This window comes from Thiothrix unzii (genome assembly GCF_017901175.1).
GTDB lineage: Bacteria > Pseudomonadota > Gammaproteobacteria > Thiotrichales > Thiotrichaceae > Thiothrix > Thiothrix unzii.
The window spans coordinates 2,807,121-2,829,680 of record NZ_CP072793.1; the positions used below are offsets into that span (position 1 = coordinate 2,807,121).

The window sequence follows — 22,560 nt, forward strand, 5'->3', positions numbered from 1 at the left end:
AGGTTATCGACGCTCTGTTTTTCTGTTACGAATCCCCATGCGGGGTTATGAGTGTAATCTATGACCTGATTGCTGTTTGCCCGGAAGGGTTACGAATCCCCATGCGGGGTTATGAGAGTTCCGCAAGCCCCGTGAGGCCAGCGGCTTTGCATGTTACGAATCCCCATGCGGGGTTATGAGAGCAGAAAGCCCGTTAGTGCAGAAAGCATCATCACGGTTACGAATCCCCATGCGGGGTTATGAGAATAATTAACGGCGTGCTGCTTCTCGCAGCCTCCGCGTTACGAATCCCCATGCGGGGTTATGAGAAAAAGATTGCGGATGAAAAGGCGCAACTGCAAGCGGTTACGAATCCCCATGCGGGGTTATGAGGCGCATTATTGTAATATCGCCACATTTTTTCCTGAGTTACGAATCCCCATGCGGGGTTATGAGCTATTATGTTCGCGTTGCTGCTTATGACTATTGGGGAGTTACGAATCCCCATGCGGGGTTATGAGTATGCTCACGGTTTGAGTAATTCAGGCCGCGAAACTGGTTACGAATCCCCATGCGGGGTTATGAGACGAACAAAAGATTATTAACTCTATTGGGTTTCTGGGTTACGAATCCCCATGCGGGGTTATGAGTGTTTTTAGGCTCACTCCCTGCTGTGCGTCAAGCACTGTTACGAATCCCCATGCGGGGTTATGAGATTTTCAAAAGGAGTCCAATCAACAGCCCCCAGCAAGTTACGAATCCCCATGCGGGGTTATGAGACCGGAAACACCATGCCGAACTAACCATTTACGCATGTTACGAATCCCCATGCGGGGTTATGAGTCCTAAAGTTAACTTTTTAGAGCTTTGTCTTGATGAGTTACGAATCCCCATGCGGGGTTATGAGACGAACAGGCAAGACACTTTATGTTGTCCATGTCCTGTTACGAATCCCCATGCGGGGTTATGAGACATACTGTCAACATCCCGGCAAATGAGACTAACGCGTTACGAATCCCCATGCGGGGTTATGAGTTCGGGTAGGTTGCCTACAATGTATTGATTTGTATCGTTACGAATCCCCATGCGGGGTTATGAGGTTTTCTGGCTTACTCCTGATTTTGTGGCAAGCGCGGTTACGAATCCCCATGCGGGGTTATGAGTCTTTTGGTAAAGCTTCTTTAAAAGCATTAAAACACGTTACGAATCCCCATGCGGGGTTATGAGGAATTGGAAGATTCGCGGAAGTTGCGCGGCGATTATGTTACGAATCCCCATGCGGGGTTATGAGTTTTAAATACATTGTTGATTGTGCTGTAATCCATAAGTTACGAATCCCCATGCGGGGTTATGAGATTCTCAATTTGCCAATTCTTTCCCAGCCGATTTAAGTTACGAATCCCCATGCGGGGTTATGAGTCTTTATTTTGCTCTTTAAGGCTGTGATTTGTCTGAGTTACGAATCCCCATGCGGGGTTATGAGGAAGCCAGCCAACAAGCCCAAAACCACGAAGCCAAAAGTTACGAATCCCCATGCGGGGTTATGAGTTGTTTAATTGCTGCGGTTCCTCCTTCCAATCCTCGTTACGAATCCCCATGCGGGGTTATGAGCTTATCCTTGCATGATTGGTGAGGCGGAAGACCCTGGTTACGAATCCCCATGCGGGGTTATGAGGCGTCAGGAACGTTTGTGGTTCCGGCTGGCGTAACAAGTTACGAATCCCCATGCGGGGTTATGAGACCCGCGTTCGTGGAAACGCTCTCATGGCAATCAATGTTACGAATCCCCATGCGGGGTTATGAGTCTTTGCCGTCGATAGTGTCGTATGCCATTGGGTAAGTTACGAATCCCCATGCGGGGTTATGAGGCGTCAGGAACGTTTGTGGTTCCGGCTGGCGTAACAAGTTACGAATCCCCATGCGGGGTTATGAGCATCCGCCCGCAGCTTTTCGCGAAAAATCACATCAAGTTACGAATCCCCATGCGGGGTTATGAGAGCAAATGAACGAAACGTGGGAACACCAATTCCACGCGTTACGAATCCCCATGCGGGGTTATGAGGAGTTTTTCGGCGAGGTCGTGCAAGTCTTCGCTGGCGTTACGAATCCCCATGCGGGGTTATGAGTTTTTTCCACATTAAAAACTCTGGGAATTGTTTTCCGTTACGAATCCCCATGCGGGGTTATGAGCACCGCCCACGCTGGAATAGGGCGCGGTGTTCGTAAGTTACGAATCCCCATGCGGGGTTATGAGTGTTCCCCGCGTTTTGTGGGGATTAATCATCAATCTGTTACGAATCCCCATGCGGGGTTATGAGCGGTAATTCTCCGCAACGTGGCAAAATAAAAGAATTGTTACGAATCCCCATGCGGGGTTATGAGATTATCAAAAGGAGTCCAATCAACAGCCCCCAGCAAGTTACGAATCCCCATGCGGGGTTATGAGAATCCGGCTGGCTGTAGTTATCCTCCTGCTGGTGATGTTACGAATCCCCATGCGGGGTTATGAGCAGCGTTTCACGGTAGATCCGCTCAACCCATCCAAGTTACGAATCCCCATGCGGGGTTATGAGACTTTGCCAACACTGGCAATATGATTGACCTCAGCCGGTTACGAATCCCCATGCGGGGTTATGAGGATTTAGCAGTAGCGCGGACGGTTATGCCGCGTCAATTACTTTGTCCGGTCGGCGACAACTATCTTGTCCGGTTAGTTGTCGTGTGAAAGTGGATTAGTTTTGCCTCCTGTTCATGGCAGATTGTCGGCGGTAACTCTCCCCTTGGCATTCCAAAATGGTGGCATGGTGGACGAGCCGATCAATGGCGGCGACGGTCATCATGTTGTCCTCAAATATCTGCCCCCATTCGCTGAAGGGATGATTGGAGGTGATGATGAGTGAGCCAGTTTCATAGCGGTGGGCAATCAGTTCAAACAGCACTTGGGTTTCTTGGTTGCTCTTTTTGACATAGCCGATGTCATCCAGCAGTAACACTTCGTAACGGTCAAGGCGCAACAACATCTCTGCCAGCAACAGTTTTTCCTTGGCCTGCTGCAATTGCTGGACGAGAGCGGTGGCACTGAAGAATTTGGCGCGGAAGCCCTTTTCCAGCAAGCCTGCGGCGATGCCGCACGCCAGATGGGTTTTGCCGATGCCACTGGGGCCGAACAGCAGCAGGTTATGCGCCTGTTTGACCCATTGGGGTTGCTCGACCAATGCCTTGACTTGGTTGGCCTTGATGCCGTGGACTGCGCTAAAGTCAAAGTGTGACAGGCGTTTGCCTGCGGGTAACTGGGCTTCGTGCAAGTAACGTTTCAGGCGTTGTTGGTAGCGTTCATTGACTTCTTCCTCACACAATGCGGCAAGGTATTGTTGTGGCAACCATTGCCCGTCCAACGCCTGTTGCGCGAGTGCTTCCCAACACTTGCCGATGGTGGACAAGCGCAGTTCCTTCAACAAGATGGGCAGTGCTTCCAAGCTAGCCATGGGCAACCCCTGTAACACCCAAGAGGGCATCGTAAGCTGCCAATGGCACAGTATGCGACTGGATCAGCGGGACACCGCTGGGGGTTTCCGGGGCGAACCGCTCACGGCACTGCGCAATGCTGGGCAACGCGGAGCTGTGCAGGTGTTGCATGACAAACTGCCCGATGGCCAACTCTTGACCTGACTGGGCAGCCAAATACAGCAGCTTGACTAGGTAACGGCTGGCCTCTGTGGGTGGCAAAGTGGCATCCACCTGCGCCCAGATGGCCTTGTAGTCGGCGTTAGGCAATAGGTCATCGCGGATTTGTGAACAGCGGAACGCTTGAGGCTTACGCACCAACGAATCAATCACATGGCGGTAATTGACGCAACGCCCATTGCCGCCTTTGGGTGCATACAAGCGCGGCAGTGTCAGCAAATGGACGGTGCTGTGGTACAACTCCAGCCGTTCGTCATAGGCCAGCAACAACAATGGCGTACCCACCCACTGGGAAGGGACGGTGTAAGTGATGCGTTTGAAGCGGATGGTACTGCTGCTGGAAACCATAACCGGGTGTTCTGCATAGTCATTGGTGCGTTGCCGGGGTAACGGGCGCAAATGCGGCTTCTCCTCCTCAAAGCGTGTCCGACACGCCTTGTTGATGACCAACACCACCTGATCCACAAACGCTTGGTAATCCGCCAGTGCGTCAAAATCGGCGGAACCCCGCAACAGTAATGCTTGTGCCACCCGGCGTTTAAAATGCCCGTGGGCAGCTTCCACTGCCCCGTTTTCATGGGCAACGCCCTTGTTGTTGCGGCTGGCCTTGACGTGGTAATGGCGGCACAACGCCGCGTAACGTCGGGTCAGGGTCTGTTCTTCAACCAAATTGTTGTAGGCCGCACTCAGGCTGTCGGTACGGTGCTCGCGGGGTGTGCCGCCGCTGCGCCACCATGCATCCTGCAAGCCGGTCGCCAATGCCTCATAGCTCTCGCCACCACAAATGACCTTCACGTGGCACCAGCCGCTGTAGACCAGCCGGTAATGGTAAAAGCGGTGGGCAAACGCTTCCCCCTTGAGCGTGATCCCGTTGGGCTTGAGTTGGGTAAAGTCAGAAATACCTTGCTGCCCCGGTTCATGGTGCTGCAAAAACATCACCTCCAGCGGTTTGCCGTGTTGCAGCTTCCACGCCTTGATGCGGCGTTGTAAGGTGCGTTCCACCTTGCTGTCATACTGGTCGGGGTAACGCTGGCACACGTATTCCCACAAGGTCTTGGGCAACAGTTCAGGGTTGTCTTGCAGTAAGGGAACCAGCTCACTTTCCCAAACACCCGCCAGTGGGTCAGTACGGGTACGCCAGCTTCGTGGGGCTGGCTGTCCGCCGGGTGGGACATGGCTGGGTTGTTCAAGACGGCGGCCTGTCCGTTCGGAAAGGCCAGCCTTAACGGCGGCACTCACTTGCGTGAGTCCTGCTTCTCGGAGTTTCATATAGAGCCTGTATTGTTGAGTATTGGTCGGGAATCCAGGCATCGGTTTCTCCTTAGAGAAATACGCCTGAGTCTACCAACTCAACCGGCCACCGTAATTGTCGCCGACCGGACAAGATAATTGTCGCGGAATAGACGGTGGTGGTGATACCAGTTACGAATCCCCATGCGGGGTTATGAGGTTGCTCTTTGGATAGAAAGATGTCATCAGCTCCAGTTACGAATCCCCATGCGGGGTTATGAGGCAAATGAAGCTCATGCGTCACGCCGGATGAAGATGGTTACGAATCCCCATGCGGGGTTATGAGGAGTGCGCCATTGCGCTGAACATCCCACGTGACCGGGTTACGAATCCCCATGCGGGGTTATGAGACTTGCTGGAGAAAAGCTGATGAATTACGCCGAGCGGTTACGAATCCCCATGCGGGGTTATGAGGTTTGAAGAAACGCACCTGTACGCCGAATCTATCCAGGTTACGAATCCCCATGCGGGGTTATGAGGTGTAACTGATAGCGCGTGACTCGGTGTTTTTCGGCGTTACGAATCCCCATGCGGGGTTATGAGATGTATGCCTGCCCGCAACGGATGCGCGTCACCACTGTTACGAATCCCCATGCGGGGTTATGAGCCACGCTTGACCCCTTGCGCCTTTTGCACCGTAATGGTTACGAATCCCCATGCGGGGTTATGAGGGGCAAAAGCCGCGTATCCTGATTGCCCCGGAATACGTTACGAATCCCCATGCGGGGTTATGAGGATAGACCAGAAAAGAACCGCCGACCCGAACATATAGTTACGAATCCCCATGCGGGGTTATGAGACTAATAACCAAGGGGATTGCTACGCGCCCAACCGAGTTACGAATCCCCATGCGGGGTTATGAGAATGCTCTCCCTCATCTCCGTTTCGCGTCCACATACGTTACGAATCCCCATGCGGGGTTATGAGCTGAATAGTAGTTAGGGTTTGTTCGTCTTCATCCAGGTTACGAATCCCCATGCGGGGTTATGAGAGTAGGCAGCATCGTGATCGCATCTGTCGAAATGGAGTTACGAATCCCCATGCGAGGTTATGAGACCCCAGAAATGGTTGCCGATGCCCCATCGTTGACCGGTTACGAATCCCCATGCGGGGTTATGAGACGGGCAACAATCAAGACAAATCCTGCAACCCTTCAGTTACGAATCCCCATGCGGGGTTATGAGCTCAAACCGCCCGGCGAGTCGCCACTCTTGCAAGGCGTTACGAATCCCCATGCGGGGTTATGAGGGCACAGCAACACCGCATCTTCGGCGTGCCTATCGAGTTACGAATCCCCATGCGGGGTTATGAGCTTATCTGATTGGAACCGGAAAGGGCGGGGTAATCATGTTACGAATCCCCATGCGGGGTTATGAGTAGATAAAAACTACCTTGACCCGGAAGCAGTGCAGAGTTACGAATCCCCATGCGGGGTTATGAGCATGGCCTGCCACTATCAACATAGACGGATTAACATGTTACGAATCCCCATGCGGGGTTATGAGCTATGGATGGCACATTAACGACTCTCGGTGACACCGGGTTACGAATCCCCATGCGGGGTTATGAGGGTGTCGGGACTAATACCCAGATCAAACCCAAAAACGTTACGAATCCCCATGCGGGGTTATGAGGATGGAGCTTTGCCGCCTTTACGCGGTTTACTGGCCGTTACGAATCCCCATGCGGGGTTATGAGCGTTGCATCAGCAATCGTACAACCGACGATGGACTCGTTACGAATCCCCATGCGGGGTTATGAGTCCATATCGGCATCAATCGGGCAGAAAGAAGGGTGGGTTACGAATCCCCATGCGGGGTTATGAGCAATACGCCCAAGGGCAAGCGCGGAACCGACACCGAGTTACGAATCCCCATGCGGGGTTATGAGAACCACCCCTGTGGGCTGTCCCCTTCACGATGAGGGGTTACGAATCCCCATGCGGGGTTATGAGTGCAAGAAAGCTATTTAGCAACCGCCATTAACCGCAGTTACGAATCCCCATGCGGGGTTATGAGACGCCGGGCCACTAAAACCAAACCCGGTGCGGCAACGTTACGAATCCCCATGCGGGGTTATGAGACTTTGTATTGCTTATTGCCTTCCTTGTCCAAAATGGTTACGAATCCCCATGCGGGGTTATGAGACCGCAGCATCCGTTATGGGAAGCTACAGCTATATGGTTACGAATCCCCATGCGGGGTTATGAGATCGCAATCTTGGAACTGATGCGGGACATCACCTTAGTTACGAATCCCCATGCGGGGTTATGAGGTGATTGAGGGTGGCAAAGTCACCGAAGAGAATCTTGTTACGAATCCCCATGCGGGGTTATGAGAGCGTACCGGGTTAGTGATGGAGCTTTTCGCCATTGGTTACGAATCCCCATGCGGGGTTATGAGATTCGGCACTGGCACGAGTGGGAAAAAGCACGATGGGTTACGAATCCCCATGCGGGGTTATGAGTGATTCAGCAGAGGAGCATTTTTAATGTTCAAAGTAGTTACGAATCCCCATGCGGGGTTATGAGTTGGTGGATTGATCGCGGAAACGCTGCAACTGTGCAGGTTACGAATCCCCATGCGGGGTTATGAGCCGACCAAGCCGCCAACTACTTCCAATTCGCCTTTTGTTACGAATCCCCATGCGGGGTTATGAGACCAGATCACCCCTACGGATTTTCGGTGACATTTCGGTTACGAATCCCCATGCGGGGTTATGAGAGTGCAGAAGGAATGTCAGAAATAAGCTAAACGTCAGTTACGAATCCCCATGCGGGGTTATGAGCAACAAGAAAAACTACTGGCAGCGATGGCGGAAGCCGTTACGAATCCCCATGCGGGGTTATGAGGCTGCGAGTGCGGGTGCGGCTTGCTCTTGACGTACCGTTACGAATCCCCATGCGGGGTTATGAGCCGCAGCTTTTGACCGGCAACGGTGACGACAATGAAGTTACGAATCCCCATGCGGGGTTATGAGAGTTCCGCGCGAATGCCCCATGCGTCCAGCACGTCGGTTACGAATCCCCATGCGGGGTTATGAGAGTTCTGCCCGGCGTTCAAGCGAGCGGCGATGAGGTGTTACGAATCCCCATGCGGGGTTATGAGATCACCAAGCCCCCGAACCCCCAGCGCGAGGCCATGTTACGAATCCCCATGCGGGGTTATGAGGGTGTTCCTGATGCGTTTTTGCCGCATTCGTTGGCAGTAGTGCAACGGCTACCAAATACGCGGGTGGTGGTATTTTACGACAAGGAACAAGCGCACCGACTGGCGCGGCTGACAGAGCGGTTTCCGTTGGTGACACTGGCATTCCCGATTGCGGAAGATGCACTGGAGCAAGCATTACGCTAGTTTTGCTGGCGCATCACATAACGCGGTTGCGCCGCTAGTTGTTCACGCAGCACCAACAGCGTTAATGCCCCGATGAAACACACCGCTTCAGCGATCGTGCGCACCCAGTTACCCGTCGTCCATGTGTCACGTAATGTTTGCCAATCCGCAGGCGGCGCGGCGGGATTCCACGCCAAGATGTCTTGATGCAAGGGAATGTTGGTGGCGATGCTCACCCAATACACCCCAACAAAATGCAGCAGCGCGACCAATAGCCAGTACATCGCCATACGGCGGCGGCTTTGCCATGCCGCCATCCCCGCCGTCAGGAACGGGAACAACATCGCACCGAAAAACAGCAGCGCGAACCCAAGGTTGCTAACCGTTTGGTTGAATTGCTGCTGCGTCTGGATGTACGTCGCCGCATCCAGCCGTTGCAACGCGGGCGAAACATCCAGCGCGAAAGCGAGGAAGACACCGCACAATAAACCCGTCAGTACGACCGCGCCGAGTTGGAAAATAAAGAGCAATTTTGCTTTCATGGGTACGTCAAGGTAAGAAAGTTGACGCAGTGTACTGTTTTCTTTCATGCGCCCAAAGGTTAAATTGCTTCCACATTTACACGACAGGAATCACACCGATGGCTTTACCGTACCAAAAACATTGGGCAAACTTGTTGTTTGCCTTGGCTCTTGCGGGTTGTGCAACAACGGCTACCCAAGCACCCGCACCTCAAACGGCTGTTTCACAGAAAGCAACGGCGCAATACGCTATACCCAAAACCGATTGCGAAGTGAGAAATTGGTATAACTATCAAGTTATTGCAATCCCCGTCATCAACAAACGCTGGGTACAAGACGGGTTGAGTGCCGAAGAACGCGCCAAACGCGCCTACGACATCCGTCACGAAGCACGGGTCAACGCCCGTTTTATGATGCCAAACCAAGCAGAAGTCAAAACCTTGCGTGAGCGGGACAACCAAAAATACGGCAATCCAGATGGGCCAACTTTTGATTATTTGGTGGCCAAAGAACGCTCCAAAGGTCTCAAAGATAACCAGATTTACGAGGATATTGTTGAGAGTTCGAGCCGCACTGACACGGGGTATAATGCGGTATGTCAGAAAAGCTGAACACTGTCTTTCCCATCGGTGATGAGGCGTTCAAAACAACACAAGAACAGCGTGCATGACTGTCATTCATCCACGTAACAGGTCATACACATGAAACACTCCGATTTTCAGATTGGCACAGAATTTTTCACCGCATCCGGCAAGTGGCGTTGCACTGATGTTGGTACTCATGTGATTGTGGCGATTTCGTTAGAACCAAGGGAAATGGTGCGTCAGTGGACTGATGCGAAGGGGGTACAGGTGTAAGAAACCTTCATCAGCGATGACCCTCGTGACCTTATCGGGCCGCCGTATAGCGTGGCGGAGTCGGTGTTTGACGAATACGATCTGGATGGGTGTTCTACTTGTGCTGATGATTTTGTTGACGAAGAAATTGAAGCTGACGTACTGGTGGCTAAAGCCCGTTTTCAAGAAAGGGCTGAACATGGACATGGCAAGACTGAGCCGTGGGCTGGAATTGCTGCGCAAGGCGATGGGAACAAGCTGAGAATAGGGTATTCATCCAATGGATACGGAAAACTACCGGATAGTGGTGAAGCACGTCATTGAAACTTACGCCAGATTTCGTCCTTCTCACCGTAACATTCGGCTGGATACTGTGCTTGATAAAACTCACGACCGTTACGCACTCATGCAAGCGAGAGGTAGACGAGTACGCGGCAACCTGATCTACATCACCCTTCAGGATGGCAAAGTGGTGCTCGAATACGATGGCATCGAACACGGCATCACCGATGACTTGATCCGCCAAGGGGTGGAGGAAAAAGACATCGTGCTGGCATTATTGGAAGAGCCGGAAATCGCCGCAACACCCCGAGCCCACTAAGAGACACTAAGTTACGAATCCCCATGAGGGGTTATGAGATCGCCCTGAACTTCGCTTTAGCGAAGACGGTCAGGTTACGAATCCCCATGCGGGGACAAGCAGCAGCAGGCATGATGCCTTTTCATGCTTGCCCGTAGGCTACACCCAGAAATAACAGGCTATCATGGGGTGTGAGGATTGGGATACCGTGATAGGGATGCAAGTCCAGCAAATCCTTATCACCCGTCACTAGCAAATTAACATCGCCAGCTACGGCTAACTCCAGAAACTGATTATCTTTTGTATCTCGGCAATCAGTTATCATTAGGTTAACGGGGACAATTTCCCCAACTTGCGCTAGTAGCTGCACCAACTCTTGTCCTTCCTCTTCGGAAAAATAAGCCCGAAATTTTGCTTTGCTGTATTTGTCGGTTATTTCTTGCAGCGTGCTAGTTGAGAGTAATAACTGATGCTGCTGGAGAACGTGCGTGACGACAATTCCCGGCTTAGATGTCCGTTTCATCAAGAAACTGAGCAGAATGTTGGTATCTACCACAACCCGTAGCGGATGGTTAGGCACGCAGTAAATCTTCTAATTGTTGATCTGTCATGCTTTGGTTGCGGGTACTGACCCGTTCACTGAGTTTGAGTAATTGCGCCAGAGCTTTGCGCCGTTGCCACTCACGCTGGATAGCTTCAACCAGAAAATTCTGCTGGTCGGGTAAGTTACGCACCAATTTTATGATGTCATCCGGCAAGTCAACTGCTAGATTCATGTGCCTTTCCTCCTGTATTGCCGATAGTCAAAGTGTAGCAGATGTTCCCTTTTGCCCTTTGAAGCCCTTTGGGGTAAGCCCCTTCCCTTATTTCCCTTTGCCTTTAGCCCTTTCCTCTTTGGGCAACTCATCATTAGGAATAGTGATACCTGCTTTAGCCAGTTCTTCACGTACAATTTGGCGCATCAACGACTCAGCCTCTTTTGCTGTAGACTCATCATTATGATCATTTTTTTCCGTTTGAAACTTTGTCTTGAGGTAGATTTTAAACTTAGAAGAGCCATATTTGTACTCTTGAAAATTGTTCACGTCAGAAAAAGGATAGAAAGGCTGGGGTATCGGATCTTTATCTTGGTGTTTTTTAGCTGCCGCCATTAATCGTTCATCAAGAACTTGACCCACAGTCATCTTTCGAGCCATTGCTGTGCTAGATAAATCCTCAAGAAACAAACCGGCTATATTCTCGTCGAAACGTTGTTGTAATTGGTAGGACAGCGCCTCTTCAAATGTAGTGCCCCATGTAGATGCCTCCAACTCCAAAATGGAACATACTGCGGGGTCAATAATTTTTCTCCAGTCTAATCTTGATGGACTAAGGGATGTCTCAAGTCTCATCAATATTTCTGCATGTAGTGATCTCCCACCCATTTGGGCGGCATCTTCTAGCCGTCTGCGCATCTCGATAGGAAGGCGCACTGAATAAGTTGCTGGAATTTGATGGGTATCTTTGCTCATGGCGCAATTATGCGAATCAACATGAAGACATGCAAAGTAATTTTTTGTAACCTTGTTGATTACAATTGGAGTATGGTGCTAACATTGTGTTCAAATGTAATTAAGGAGAGCACATGAAAGAGAAGAAATCATCTAGGTCAATTCGCCTTGAACCTGAAGTAGAAAGTTGGCTGAAAACTAAAGCAAAAGCTGAGGATAGATCGTTAAGCGCAGAGATTAACCGTTTGTTGAGGCAAGCAAAGGAGGCGGAGCAGAAAGAAGCAGCATAGAGAATTCGCCCCGCCCCAGAGCTTCGACCTTCTGCGGCAGGACTTCACAACCCAATTTCACAGGAATTGAATCATGCAACGTCAAAGAATACACGATGCACGTATATTTGTGCGCCCAAATTTTAGCTACCAACTTACCCAAACCGACCACTTTGCCGGTATCACCCAACTTATGTCGTGCGATTTGCGTAAAGCCGTGGGGGGGGTTACTCATGGTTAACGTGCCCCACCAAACCACCCTAACAAAGCAACGCGCATACAACCTGTTGACGCTGGGTGTTATCGCCGTATGTGGATTAGCTCATCTTTTCAACACTATCAGCAGCACGTCATTGTTCACCGCAGTCATGCCCGTGTTCGGGTTCGTGGCGTGTATCGCCTATGCCCTGCTTTGCTACGCATCCCGCAGCGGTAGTTTGCTCAAACTGCTGTTTGTGGTCGGTGCATTTTCAACATTCTGGATACAGTGAGGGGTAAGCCATGTCTGACAAAATGACAAACGCCTTTGCCCTGCATTCAGAAATGACGGATTCGCAGCGCACTCTAGCAGACGAACGCCAAGCCCTTAAGGTAAACCAATGGGCGCAACAGTTCTTTACCGTTGCGACATGGATTATTTATCTGATGTTTGCGGCGGCGATGTACGGCGCACCGCTTTGGGTGTTGCAATCCTTCTTCGGTGCAAATGCTGGTAATTACATTGCCATCATCGTTATCGGCTTTTTTATTGTGGTGTTGCCCACCGCATTAGCAATGGGTAAGCATTCCGGTTACAAGGCGTTAAGCAAGCGCGGTATAGATCCGCGTTGGATGGGCGCAATTATCGCGTTTTTTATTGTGAGTGGCATCTATCTTGAAATCACCTCTGCATCCTCGCAGCAGCAGGAAAAAGCCCACCAAGCGGTAGAAAACTCGAACGCTGGCAAAGCGATCATGGGGACAACAGTTAGCTCCGGCACAAGCACTTATGCCTCCCTTATCGCTGATGCAGAGTTCAAGCTGGTAGCGTGCCAACGCAAACTGGCAGAGGGCAAGCTCAAAGACTGTAACAACTCCCTAGCACGGGTAAACAGCCTTAAAGAGCAAGCCGCAGCCGACCGGCAAGCCGCGATCACTGCCAATGCTGAAGCGATTACCGCCAAACAATCTGCACTGGATAAAGAACGTGAAAGCCATGCCCTTCCCATTGCTAAATCGTTTGCTGAACTGTTCGGTTCAACCACTGCCACAGGTGCAGTCATCGCCGCGCTTATCGCCGCCTTGATCTTTGAAATTAGTCACTCACTCACGATTTACAACGAGTGGCGACTGAAGCAAGAGATTGACCGGCTAGAAGCGGAATTCAAGCAACTAAAGATCAATTATTTTCACCACACCGGCAAACAGTTTGAAGCTACTGATTTTAAGGAAAGTGAAATTATCGACCTGATGGAAATGCGCGAAACCGGCAAAATTGAGCACTTCAAAGACCGCTTGCAAGATGCGGTATCAGATCAGCAGGACGACGCGTTTCAGCGTTCGGGTATTGGCTTTACTGCACCCTTGAAAACCGCACCGGCTGGGTTTGCTGGGTTCGTGGATACCGACAAGCGCAGCGGCAAGCCGGATACAACCGTATCCACTTCAAACCTACCGGGCCACACTTACCGCGAGGAATTGCGCACCGGTTCCAGCGATTACCGCGATATGCCTCTTGATGCAATCACTACCCTACCGGCTGAAAAACCACTTCAGGAAACCACGCTAAAACCGTTAGCTAACGGTACAGAGGGTACAAAACCGGAAACCGGTTTAAGACCGTTAGCTAACGGTTCAGACAGCCTTTACCCGGTATGGGTGCAAGCGGTACGGATAGGGGAGTGCAAACCCTCTGTTAAACCTACATGGCATTGGATACAGAAACGAATTGCACCAGCAATGACAGGGAGCAAGACCAATGACCCGGAGCGGATAACCATCATGCAAAAAGCCTTTTTCAGCCGTGCAATACGGGACGGGCTAATGGAGCTTAACCCCGCCTACCGTAACGGCGGCAAAAAATACATCTGGATTGGATAAGAGGAATTCACACATGACAGCAGAAAACACACCGAATCCCCTGAAGCCCGTTTACTACTGGCTTGACGGGTACTGGATAACCGACAAGGAAGAAGCCGACTTAATGGACGAAATCAACGCTTTTGGCAGCACGCACGGCACAGCATTTTTTCCGGCTGATGCTGATCCGGCATTCATCGACGGGGAAATTGCGGCATTACTAATTAACCAAAATCTTTTAACGATTCAACAACAAACAGGAGTAGCAACATGATCCAAACAACCGAACGCGCTCTAAAACTCCCCGAAGTCGTGACAATGACGGGGCTATCACGGGCTACCGTTTACCGGCTGGAAGCCAAAGGCGCATTTCCCAAGCGCAAACGATTTGGGGAGAACTCCGTCAGATGGCTGCTATCTGACGTGATGACATTCATCAACACCCGCGAAAACGGGGATACAACCTCCCCATCCAGCGATGCCAACACCCCATGAACCTGCAAAACCACATGACCCACACGGTCGGACTGGCAATCACAAACCCGGTGATTGATGGGCAATGGCATTCGGGCAGGCGGTGCGATGGCAAAGGTGCGGACAAAATCAGTTACGTTGGGCATTACCTCCCCAAGGGGTTGTTGGTGCGTTACCGCCACCACAAGCAGCCCGATACTTGCCATGTCTGGAAGGAGTGGGAGGGTGAAGATCATGCCAATATTGATGCCGCCGAATATCGACGCAAAAAGGAGCAAGCGGAAACACTGGCACAGCAAGCCGCGACACAAGCAGCGCGGGAAAAAGCACGACTGAGGGCAATGCTGCAACAGATCATTGCCGACTCAATACCTGCTGCCCATGAGCATCCCTACGTGGCAAAAAAGCGGATATTGGCGATTGGCGGCAGGCAAACCCGCCAGCGTTATGCGGTGATACCGGAGACAGCGGCAACGCCAGCGCAATACCTTAGCCCATCGGATTTGCTGATCCCGATATACGACCACACTGGCTATTTGCAGGGTATCCAGCAAATCACCGTCCAAGGACGAAAATTTGTCCGTGGCAGCATCAAGGATGGACTGTGCTGGGTTGGCGGTGGGCTGACAACAGGTGAAACCGCAAACCGCCTGTACATCGCCGAAGGTTGGGCAACGGCGGTATCTATCCATATCCGCACTCGTAACCCCGTTATTGTCGCCTTTAGCACCAGTAACCTGCTGGGAGCTGGCTATTGGGCTAGGGGATGCTATCCCGATACTGAACTGGTTTATGCCGTGGATAACGACATAGGGAGCTTTATCATCATAGCGGGAAAAAAGATCGAAAATCCGGGCAAGTATTATGCGGAACAGGCAGCAATAGCAGTTAATGCCGCAGTGATTAAACCGCCAATGAGTGAGGGGAAAAGTGACTGGAATGATTGGCATATTAGCCAAATCCTAAATACGAGAAAGCCCGATTAGTTACCAGCTAACCGGGCTTTTGAGATCAACTTTAGCAAGCGAGATTATAGCATGGAAAATCAGAAAAATACCCAGAAATCCGTGGGTTTAGGCGGAGCAGTGTTTGAATTTCCTCAAGGTAAGAAACGTCCTGAACCTGTTGCCGATACAGAAACAGAGAACCACAAACCCCACCATTTAAACCTGCTGGCACACTTGCCCGATGGGGACTTTAAGCGGTACGTTGGTGATGTGGCGAAGATGTGTAACATCTACCCCAGCACCAGCCTCTTGGTTGCTTTAGGTGTTGTCTCATCAGTAGCGTGCCGTTTGTTTGGTGTGGCGTATCAAAACGGCGATGTCTTGCCCGCTGGGGAATATGTCATTTGTGGTGGACTTCCAGGCGATGCAAAAAGCCGGATGCTGAAATCCTTCCAACGCCCGATCTTTGATGCCCAAAAAGCAGCTTACAAGGCATGGAAACAACGCAAACAAACCCATGAAGAATCAGAAGAAGAGGGAAAAAAACCATTTAAAGAGCCACCACCCGCACGGATTTTTATCACCGACTCGACCGTGGAGGCACTTGAACCGCTGTTAGTGGAATCCAATGGCTATTTCTCCCTAGCCAGTGCCGAGCAAGCTGTGGTGAATACGCTGGTTGGTGCTGTCTACGGTGGTGATGGTCGGAAGAACAACAATGACCTACCATTGAAAGGCTTCAATGCTGAATACCATGCTTCCAGCCGCGCCACCCGTAACGGCTATACAGGTGTAGTGGTTGGAGCTATTACCTGTTTTGCCCAACCCGCTGCCATTGAAACGATGTTGAGTGAATCCAAAGGCTCTGGCATGGCGGAACGCTTCCTGTTGGCGCAAGAGCCAACTCAACAGGGTAGCCGCGACCACACCAAGCAACATTATCCAACGGAATACAGCCAAAACGTTTATAACCGGATCGTTACCGGCATGGCGGATAAGGTATTGGAACTCACCCAAGACTTTGGTGAGTTGCAAGCTTACCGGATCAGCAAGGAGGATTGGAAAGCCATCTACCAGTTCAGGAACACGATTGAGCCACACCTAGCAGATGGTGGCAAATACAGCACCGCAACCATGCGCGGTGTCGCCTCCAAAGTCGATATGCACGTCATGAAAATTGCCGCATTGCTGGCCTACCTCTATGACCACCCCATTGGTGAGATACCTAGCCAATTTATCCACGCTGCAATGGCTATCATGCAAGACATGATAGAAAACACCCTTAACCTCTTGTTCAAAGTTGGGGTCATTGGGTTCGATTCTGAGGAAGGTTGCATTATCGAATACCTCGGCGAGAAAAAAAGCGCGACCCGCAGGCAAATACAGCAAGCCAAAGCCAAGGTGAAACCCTTCAAGGAATCGCAAAAGCCCAACGAAGCCATCAGAAATACCATTGACCGCCTGATTACTAAGGGAGTCATTGCAGAACGGGAGGAATTTGACGTATTGGGCAACAGCAAAGGCAACCTGTTACGGCTCATAGCCTGAAATCTCACACATCAACCCAGAGCCGCACACGTTGCGGCTTTTTTGTCCCTGCCGTTTAGCCATTGGGCAAAATACTGCCTAAAACAGCCAAATCCGTAGGAAATGTAGGAAGTTTGTAGGAACGATTTCCTACATCAAGGAATGAGGTCACATAAGGGCTAGAGGCGTATATTTATCTATTTGTAGGAATGTAGGAAAGATTTTCACTTGTTGTTTCACAAACGATGATTTGGGTAAGCCGTTGTGCCCATGCCTCTAACGCTTGTCTCTTTTCTTTTCCATAGGCGTATTGGTCATAAATAGCCCCAATGCTGTTGTCCACATGGTTAGCCACGAGGTTTTGGTCAAAACGGCTAACCCCCAATGCCCCAAGCCCGGTCATACAGGTTCTGCGCAAATCGTGTGGGGTTGGCTTATCATCTGTGCCCCAATTGTGACGACTCATACTTCTATCAAGTACATTTACCAACATTACACCGTCTTTACTATTGGGAAACACAATGCCATTCCTACTGTGAAGCGATGCCTCTTGTATAATTCCCAATGCCATTGGGGTAAGTGGGACAATATGTGCACGCCCATTCTTGGTTTCCGGCATTTTCCATAAATCACCGTATATTTGGCTATGCCGCATCTGGCATACCTCCCCCGGTCTTTGTCCAGTGACGAGCACAAGACGCAGGGCAAGGCGCGTACACGGGGCTAACCCACCCGTTTCGCTGGTACGCTCCCAAAACATCTGTATTTCGTCATCGTTCAATACTCTTGACCGTGCTTTGATTGCTATTTTTTTGATGCCCTGCATGGGGTTCGCGCCTATGATACTGCGATCATCAACCGCGAAATTGAACAACTTGTTTAGCAGAGCAATCAAATGATTACGCAATGTCAGAACCCCTAAATCCTGTTTTTTGTCGAGCAAACTGATAAGGTGCTTACGCTCTATTTTATTGAGTGGCATATCCCCCAACACCGGCAAAATATCAACATCCAACATCCGCCGATCCTCTTTCCAACTCTTTTTATTGGGTTTGGCATGACGCTCTATGTAAGTGTCAGCAAACTCCGTCAATGTTGGCATGGTTTGGATGTGATGAGCTTTCAAATCACGCTCTATCGCAGGATCATTCCCCGCTTTAATATCTAACCGTTGTTTAGCGTGAATAGCTCTTGCCTCCATAAGTGCCAAACTTATATCTGATTCGCTGCTACGCTGGTTCAAGACAATGCAGGGAAGAGTGAAGACAAGACGCTTACCCTTGATTTTGTAACGATGAACAAATACTTTCAGTCCCGTGCTGTATACACGTAAATACAAGCCGGTAGTGTTCGTGTCCTTGTATTCCTTGTGACCACTTTCTGGTGGTTTTGCGGCTTTAATGCCTTTATGGTTGGTGTAAGTCAGTGCCATATTTACGGTGTCCCTTACGGTGTACTTTTGATGTGGGAAACCATGCTACAAGGCGATACAGAAAAAGACAATAAAATGATTAAAATCAAACAAATAAATGCATAAGTGAGATGCGGTGATACTGCATAAAACGGGGATAGAATAGACTGTTAATCCGTGGGTCACTGGTTCGAGTCCAGTTCGAGGAGCCACTATTCAAAAAAAGCCCAAGTTTCAGTGACTTGGGCTTTTTTTTATGCCTGCAATTTCCGCATGACAAATACAAGCTAAGTAAAGTTGAGTAGCGATCCAAAGTCTTACCATGCTCAACACAATTGCGGCGTGTGACAGCACGTTTTGTCCAGTTTTTGGCGCATTTTAGGCGAGAGAATACGCTTTGCCAGCCTCCTCACACCTACTATACTGCTGGCATCCACCCAGCGACGGACAGCGACATCATGTTCCCGAAAATCCCTTACGGCGAAAGCAATTTTAAGAAAGTGATAACCGAAGGTTATATCTATATCGACAAGACCGACTACATCCCCAAACTGGAAGCGGCGGGTAGCCACCTGTTCCTGCTACGCCCACGCCGTTTCGGGAAAAGCCTGTTCTTGTCAATGCTGGAACATTATTACGATGTAGCGCGTAGAGATGACTTTGATGCATTGTTTGGCGGGCTTTACATCGGTAAAAATCCAACCCAATCATGTAATAGCTACCCGGTGTTGTTCATGGATTTCAGCGGGATTGATACTGATGGAGGGCATGATACGATTTACCATGCTTTCGACCGTAAGATAGCCAATGCCTTATTGGGCTTTTTACAGCGTTACCATTACCCGCCAGAAACCCACACACTCATTAACACTGAAACTAGCCCACAAAGCCGGATGGAAACCTTTTTACGCATCTTGGGCGACCAAAAAATCTTGCTGCTCATTGACGAATACGACCACTTTGCCAATAGCATCCTCGCCGACGATTTGAAGCTGTTCCAGAAAATCATGGGCAAGGGCGGCTTTGTGCGCAGTTTTTACGAAGTACTGAAAACCGCCACCCAGCGCGGCACGCTGGATCGCCTATTTATTACGGGCGTAACGCCGTTAATGCTCGACAGCATGACCAGTGGTTTCAATATCGGTAAAAATCTGTCCTTGCACGAAGATTTTAACGAAGCCATTGGCTTTACCGAGGCGGAAGTCATTACCTTGTTGCAACCACTGGCAGACCACTGTGCGCTGGGATTGGAAAAACTGCTGGAGGACACTCGCCTGTGGTACAACGGCTACCGCTTCAATCTCAAAGCCGACACCAGCGTGTATAACGCGAACATGCTGCTGTACTTCGTGGACAGTTTCGACCGTAAACGCTACGAATATCCTAAACCGATGCTGGACGAAAACATTGCCTCTGACTACGGCAAGATTATGAAAATGTTCAGTATCGGCAATCGTGATGTTAACTTTTCGGTGCTGGAATTGCTGATTAACACCGGGGAGGCGCAAGCGGCACAACGCCGCAAGTTTGAATTCGACAAGGGGTTTGAGTGTGATGATTTCATCAGCCTGTTGGCTTACATGGGCTTTATCACGTTGAGTCGGGAAACCTTTGCCGGTGAAATCTTTGTTATTCCTAACTACGCCATCCGTGAATTTTACTTCCATTATTTCAAGGTAGAATTGGAACGGCGTAATCAGTTTAGCATCCCCAATCATGATTTACGTTTGGCGGTAGAACAACTGGCGGTGAATGCCGATTTTCAGCCACTCATCACGCAACTGGAGCGGGTGATGCAACTGCTTTCCAACCGTGACGCGCTGAAAATGGATGAAAAGCACCTGAAAGTGATTTTGCTCACGCTGCTATACCAAACTCAGATTTATTTCATCCACAGTGAACGTGAAATGGGGAATAAGTACCCCGATATTTTGCTGCTAGAGCGTAATCCGCTGAAAGTACCATTTCAGCATTTGGTGGAACTGAAGTACTGTAAAAAGGGTGACAAACCCGCCGGGTGGGAAGCCAAAAAGCAGGAGGGCATCACCCAAGTTCAGGGTTATCTGCAATTGCCGGAGGTAGCTCGATTGCGGGATTTGGCTGCATGGGTGCTTGTGACGGATGGGGAGATCGTTGAGGTGCTGCGGGTGCAGTGAACCGTAAATTCCCCCGCCCTTCGACAATGCTCAGGAACGGGGGGATATTACTGACTGTATGATTAAAACCGCATTGCCAGAGACTGTAAAGAAATCTGTGTAACTGCGTTTTGCTCATAAATCAAACAAAGTCTTTGAGCCTGTCTTCAAACAGGAGCATAAAGCGAGTGAGCGATACAACCCGAACCACCTTGGCGAAAGAGTTTATCAGGCATTCCGATGGTGGGGTATCGGAACTGAACGTATGCGGACACGTATAAATGAACAGTGGTTAAGGATAACTAGCGATTCATTCCGGCGGATTTTTGCTACCCCAAAGCATCAACATAACGTTTATCTGTAACCGCTTTACAACCCGACACCACCGCCCTATCCTCCTGCGCTATAGAAAACCCATAAAAACAAGGCACTTTCGTATGTCCCAAGCAGAAGCGTTGTTTGACATTGTTGTCACTGGTCATAACACCAACAAAAATATCAGCGTCATCGTTAACGAGGTTCAAGCTCTCCTCAAAGACAACAGCCCGCAGTTGGAATTCAAGCTGTCTGATGCCTTATTGTTCGAGGGAAGAGCTAACGCGATCCGGGAAAACTTGAATCTCGAAGACGCGAAGGCGTTGGCACAACAGTTACACAATCTGGGAATTCTTGGGCAAATTCGTCCAGCGTTACAAATTGTCGCTAAAGCACCGCAAACCGCCACGGTCAGCAGCGAGATTTACACCTGTCCTGCTTGTGGGCACAAACAGCCAAAGCAAACCCAAAACCACGAAGGACGACTCGAAAGCTGTGAAAAATGCGGGATCGTAGGTGAACGTTATCAGCGCAAAGCCCGCCTCAATCAAGCCATAGAAGAACAACAGCAAAAGCACAATCTCAGCCGCGACAAACAACTGGGTGAAGCTTTACGCCTCGCCAAAATCAAAGAAGATGCCATGCTGCAAGACGAAGCCAAACGTCGCTTAGGCTTGCTGGATGATGGTAAAACTCACCTTGGCATCAAAATCGCGGCAGCGGTTGCAGCCATCAGCATTGGGATTGGCACGCTCTATTACCTCAATCAACCCACAGCGGAGGAGCTGGCAACCCAACAAGAAGCCGGGCAACTCCCTCAAGCCAATGGGTTAAGCAAAGCCATCAAAAACATCATTGCGCAAATCAAATCCGCCGCCGGAGCATCCAGCCCTGATGGCAATGGCGAAGGTATCGACGTAACAGCATTAACAGGCGATAGCACCACCGAGCCACTAGCGGAAACTGGGAAGACCGTACCAAAACAAGCCCCACTAGCACCAGAAGCGGTCAATGCAGTCATCAATAACGAAGAATGGAAAGATTTGCTTCCTGCTCGCTTCCACATGCCCGCAGCAGAATATCAGCAACAGGTGCAACGTTTACACGAACACCTCACTGCCAATCAAACCGACCAAGCGGATACACTGATTACGCAAACCCCTGAAGCATATCCCCGTGTGTTACTGCTGCTGGAGATGACCGAATGGCACATGCAAAAGAAGCAACGCGATATGGCTTCGTTGAACCTCGTATTTATCCAAGCGGAATTGAGCAAAGCCGAAGATATTCCAACCCAAGCCCTGATTGCAGGCGTACTCAGTAAAGCGCACGCCTTGCTTGAGGAGCGCGAAGACAGTGAACACTTCCAACAGCAATCCGTTACTGTTGCTAAAACTTTGCCAGAAGCGGCAGAACAAGCAACGTTATTTAGCCGTTTAGCCAACGAACAAGCCTTATTCGCCAGCCCACTGGCTGCCCAGAATTTGCTAACGACAGCGCAAGAAATCGCAGAAACCTTACCCAATAACTCCGAAGCTCAATCCAATGCATTCGCGCAAATTGCGACCAGTCACGTTTTGCTTGCGGCTTATCCTAATGCCAATCGCTTGTTGAGTAAGGTACAAGATCAAGAAAAACGCCAAAAACTGGCAAAATTCATTGCCAGCCAACAAAGCCCCACCACGAAAGTCGTTGCAACTAACGCCCCTTAA

General features: G+C 50.2%; 21 protein-coding genes and 2 CRISPR repeat arrays (1 of these 23 cut by a window edge). Of the genes, 14 read left to right on the forward strand and 7 right to left on the reverse strand.

The window, feature by feature from the left end; all coding sequences use genetic code 11:
* Window positions 1-2,617: a CRISPR direct-repeat array (repeat unit 28 nt; unit sequence GTTACGAATCCCCATGCGGGGTTATGAG) (it extends 3,239 nt beyond the left edge of the window).
* 94 nt (window positions 2,618-2,711) lie between these two features.
* Together istB and istA are read right to left on the reverse strand one after the other, a co-directional pair.
* Window positions 2,712-3,464, reverse strand: a complete 753-nt coding sequence (gene istB / locus J9260_RS14050) for an IS21-like element helper ATPase IstB (protein WP_210218027.1) — start codon at window positions 3,462-3,464, stop codon at window positions 2,712-2,714.
* Complete coding sequence (gene istA / locus J9260_RS14055; protein WP_210218028.1) at window positions 3,457-4,974, reverse strand: IS21 family transposase; 1,518 nt, start codon at window positions 4,972-4,974, stop codon at window positions 3,457-3,459. Before istA ends, istB begins: the two co-directional genes overlap by 8 nt.
* Window positions 4,975-5,084: 110 nt before the next feature.
* A CRISPR array of direct repeats spans window positions 5,085-8,123; the repeat unit is 28 nt; unit sequence GTTACGAATCCCCATGCGGGGTTATGAG.
* 39 nt (window positions 8,124-8,162) lie between these two features.
* Between istA and J9260_RS14060 the strand changes: the two genes are divergently transcribed.
* Window positions 8,163-8,306: a hypothetical protein gene (locus J9260_RS14060; protein WP_210218348.1), complete on the forward strand. Its 144-nt coding sequence runs from the start codon at window positions 8,163-8,165 to the stop codon at window positions 8,304-8,306.
* Here J9260_RS14060 and J9260_RS14065 read toward each other — a convergent pair.
* Window positions 8,303-8,827, reverse strand: a complete 525-nt coding sequence (locus J9260_RS14065; RefSeq protein ID WP_210218349.1) for an anthrone oxygenase family protein — start codon at window positions 8,825-8,827, stop codon at window positions 8,303-8,305. The two genes, J9260_RS14060 and J9260_RS14065, sit on opposite strands and share 4 nt — an antisense overlap.
* 98 nt (window positions 8,828-8,925) lie before the next feature.
* On the opposite strand from J9260_RS14065, the gene J9260_RS14070 reads away from it, so the two are divergent.
* The 4 genes from J9260_RS14070 to J9260_RS14085 all read left to right on the forward strand — a co-directional run bounded on the left by J9260_RS14070 (window position 8,926) and on the right by J9260_RS14085 (window position 10,243).
* A complete protein-coding gene (locus tag J9260_RS14070; RefSeq protein ID WP_210218350.1) occupies window positions 8,926-9,417 on the forward strand; it encodes a hypothetical protein in 492 nt (163 codons plus the stop codon).
* Window positions 9,418-9,507: 90 nt separating this feature from the next.
* Window positions 9,508-9,663, forward strand: a complete 156-nt coding sequence (locus tag J9260_RS14075) for a hypothetical protein (RefSeq protein ID WP_210218351.1) — start codon at window positions 9,508-9,510, stop codon at window positions 9,661-9,663.
* 63 nt (window positions 9,664-9,726) lie between these two features.
* Window positions 9,727-9,966, forward strand: a complete 240-nt coding sequence (locus tag J9260_RS14080) for a hypothetical protein (protein ID WP_210218352.1) — start codon at window positions 9,727-9,729, stop codon at window positions 9,964-9,966.
* Window positions 9,923-10,243 carry an element excision factor XisI family protein gene (locus J9260_RS14085; protein WP_210218353.1) on the forward strand — a complete coding sequence of 107 codons (321 nt, stop codon included), beginning with the start codon at window positions 9,923-9,925 and terminating at the stop codon, window positions 10,241-10,243. Before J9260_RS14080 ends, J9260_RS14085 begins: the two co-directional genes overlap by 44 nt.
* Before the next feature lie 121 nt (window positions 10,244-10,364).
* Here the strand turns inward: J9260_RS14085 and J9260_RS14090 are convergent, their stop codons facing one another.
* The 3 genes from J9260_RS14090 to J9260_RS14100 form a co-directional block, all read right to left on the reverse strand.
* Complete coding sequence (locus J9260_RS14090; RefSeq protein ID WP_210218354.1) at window positions 10,365-10,802, reverse strand: putative toxin-antitoxin system toxin component, PIN family; 438 nt, start codon at window positions 10,800-10,802, stop codon at window positions 10,365-10,367.
* Complete coding sequence (locus J9260_RS14095; RefSeq protein WP_210218355.1) at window positions 10,795-10,998, reverse strand: hypothetical protein; 204 nt, start codon at window positions 10,996-10,998, stop codon at window positions 10,795-10,797. The genes J9260_RS14090 and J9260_RS14095 overlap by 8 nt, the downstream gene beginning before the upstream one ends.
* A gap of 87 nt (window positions 10,999-11,085) precedes the next feature.
* Window positions 11,086-11,733 (reverse strand): Arc family DNA-binding protein, encoded by a 648-nt coding sequence (locus J9260_RS14100; protein WP_210218356.1) that lies wholly within the window; start codon window positions 11,731-11,733, stop codon window positions 11,086-11,088.
* A gap of 113 nt (window positions 11,734-11,846) precedes the next feature.
* Between J9260_RS14100 and J9260_RS14105 the strand changes: the two genes are divergently transcribed.
* The 7 genes from J9260_RS14105 (at window position 11,847) to J9260_RS14135 (ending at window position 17,008) form a co-directional block, all read left to right on the forward strand.
* Window positions 11,847-12,002 carry a hypothetical protein gene (locus tag J9260_RS14105; protein ID WP_210218357.1) on the forward strand — a complete coding sequence of 52 codons (156 nt, stop codon included), beginning with the start codon at window positions 11,847-11,849 and terminating at the stop codon, window positions 12,000-12,002.
* A gap of 212 nt (window positions 12,003-12,214) precedes the next feature.
* The gene (locus J9260_RS14110) at window positions 12,215-12,472 is read left to right on the forward strand and encodes a hypothetical protein (RefSeq protein WP_210218358.1); all 258 of its coding nucleotides are present in this window, start codon (window positions 12,215-12,217) and stop codon (window positions 12,470-12,472) included.
* A gap of 10 nt (window positions 12,473-12,482) precedes the next feature.
* The gene (locus J9260_RS14115) at window positions 12,483-14,060 is read left to right on the forward strand and encodes a hypothetical protein (RefSeq protein ID WP_210218359.1); all 1,578 of its coding nucleotides are present in this window, start codon (window positions 12,483-12,485) and stop codon (window positions 14,058-14,060) included.
* Window positions 14,061-14,073: 13 nt separating this feature from the next.
* The gene (locus J9260_RS14120) at window positions 14,074-14,313 is read left to right on the forward strand and encodes a hypothetical protein (RefSeq protein WP_210218360.1); all 240 of its coding nucleotides are present in this window, start codon (window positions 14,074-14,076) and stop codon (window positions 14,311-14,313) included.
* Complete coding sequence (locus tag J9260_RS14125; RefSeq protein ID WP_210218361.1) at window positions 14,310-14,534, forward strand: helix-turn-helix transcriptional regulator; 225 nt, start codon at window positions 14,310-14,312, stop codon at window positions 14,532-14,534. The genes J9260_RS14120 and J9260_RS14125 overlap by 4 nt, the downstream gene beginning before the upstream one ends.
* On the forward strand, window positions 14,531-15,499 hold the full coding sequence (locus tag J9260_RS14130) for a toprim domain-containing protein (protein ID WP_210218362.1): 969 nt from the start codon (window positions 14,531-14,533) through the stop codon (window positions 15,497-15,499). The genes J9260_RS14125 and J9260_RS14130 overlap by 4 nt, the downstream gene beginning before the upstream one ends.
* 51 nt (window positions 15,500-15,550) lie before the next feature.
* Window positions 15,551-17,008 carry a DUF3987 domain-containing protein gene (locus J9260_RS14135; RefSeq protein ID WP_210218363.1) on the forward strand — a complete coding sequence of 486 codons (1,458 nt, stop codon included), beginning with the start codon at window positions 15,551-15,553 and terminating at the stop codon, window positions 17,006-17,008.
* A gap of 172 nt (window positions 17,009-17,180) precedes the next feature.
* Here the strand turns inward: J9260_RS14135 and J9260_RS14140 are convergent, their stop codons facing one another.
* Window positions 17,181-18,419, reverse strand: a complete 1,239-nt coding sequence (locus J9260_RS14140; protein ID WP_210218364.1) for a tyrosine-type recombinase/integrase — start codon at window positions 18,417-18,419, stop codon at window positions 17,181-17,183.
* Window positions 18,420-18,856: 437 nt separating this feature from the next.
* Between J9260_RS14140 and J9260_RS14145 the strand changes: the two genes are divergently transcribed.
* Together J9260_RS14145 and J9260_RS14150 are read left to right on the forward strand one after the other, a co-directional pair.
* On the forward strand, window positions 18,857-20,554 hold the full coding sequence (locus tag J9260_RS14145; protein WP_210218365.1) for an AAA family ATPase: 1,698 nt from the start codon (window positions 18,857-18,859) through the stop codon (window positions 20,552-20,554).
* A 416-nt stretch (window positions 20,555-20,970) separates the two neighbouring features.
* Window positions 20,971-22,560 (forward strand): hypothetical protein, encoded by a 1,590-nt coding sequence (locus J9260_RS14150; RefSeq protein WP_210218366.1) that lies wholly within the window; start codon window positions 20,971-20,973, stop codon window positions 22,558-22,560.

Bases quoted from the DNA above. Each gene is read 5' to 3' on its own strand.
- J9260_RS14110 (WP_210218358.1), top strand. From the start codon at position 12,215: ATGGTTAACGTGCCCCACCAAACCACCCTAACAAAGCAACGCGCATAC.
- J9260_RS14095 (WP_210218355.1), bottom strand. From the start codon at position 10,998: ATGAATCTAGCAGTTGACTTGCCGGATGACATCATAAAATTGGTGCGT.
- J9260_RS14130 (WP_210218362.1), top strand. From the start codon at position 14,531: ATGAACCTGCAAAACCACATGACCCACACGGTCGGACTGGCAATCACA.
- J9260_RS14085 (WP_210218353.1), top strand. From the start codon at position 9,923: ATGGATACGGAAAACTACCGGATAGTGGTGAAGCACGTCATTGAAACT.
- J9260_RS14065 (WP_210218349.1), bottom strand. From the start codon at position 8,827: ATGAAAGCAAAATTGCTCTTTATTTTCCAACTCGGCGCGGTCGTACTG.
- J9260_RS14075 (WP_210218351.1), top strand. From the start codon at position 9,508: ATGAAACACTCCGATTTTCAGATTGGCACAGAATTTTTCACCGCATCC.
- J9260_RS14135 (WP_210218363.1), top strand. From the start codon at position 15,551: ATGGAAAATCAGAAAAATACCCAGAAATCCGTGGGTTTAGGCGGAGCA.
- J9260_RS14100 (WP_210218356.1), bottom strand. From the start codon at position 11,733: ATGAGCAAAGATACCCATCAAATTCCAGCAACTTATTCAGTGCGCCTT.
- J9260_RS14145 (WP_210218365.1), top strand. From the start codon at position 18,857: ATGTTCCCGAAAATCCCTTACGGCGAAAGCAATTTTAAGAAAGTGATA.
- J9260_RS14115 (WP_210218359.1), top strand. From the start codon at position 12,483: ATGTCTGACAAAATGACAAACGCCTTTGCCCTGCATTCAGAAATGACG.
- J9260_RS14120 (WP_210218360.1), top strand. From the start codon at position 14,074: ATGACAGCAGAAAACACACCGAATCCCCTGAAGCCCGTTTACTACTGG.
- J9260_RS14140 (WP_210218364.1), bottom strand. From the start codon at position 18,419: ATGGCACTGACTTACACCAACCATAAAGGCATTAAAGCCGCAAAACCA.
- J9260_RS14070 (WP_210218350.1), top strand. From the start codon at position 8,926: ATGGCTTTACCGTACCAAAAACATTGGGCAAACTTGTTGTTTGCCTTG.
- istB (WP_210218027.1), bottom strand. From the start codon at position 3,464: ATGGCTAGCTTGGAAGCACTGCCCATCTTGTTGAAGGAACTGCGCTTG.
- istA (WP_210218028.1), bottom strand. From the start codon at position 4,974: ATGCCTGGATTCCCGACCAATACTCAACAATACAGGCTCTATATGAAA.
- J9260_RS14125 (WP_210218361.1), top strand. From the start codon at position 14,310: ATGATCCAAACAACCGAACGCGCTCTAAAACTCCCCGAAGTCGTGACA.
- J9260_RS14150 (WP_210218366.1), top strand. From the start codon at position 20,971: ATGTCCCAAGCAGAAGCGTTGTTTGACATTGTTGTCACTGGTCATAAC.
- J9260_RS14105 (WP_210218357.1), top strand. From the start codon at position 11,847: ATGAAAGAGAAGAAATCATCTAGGTCAATTCGCCTTGAACCTGAAGTA.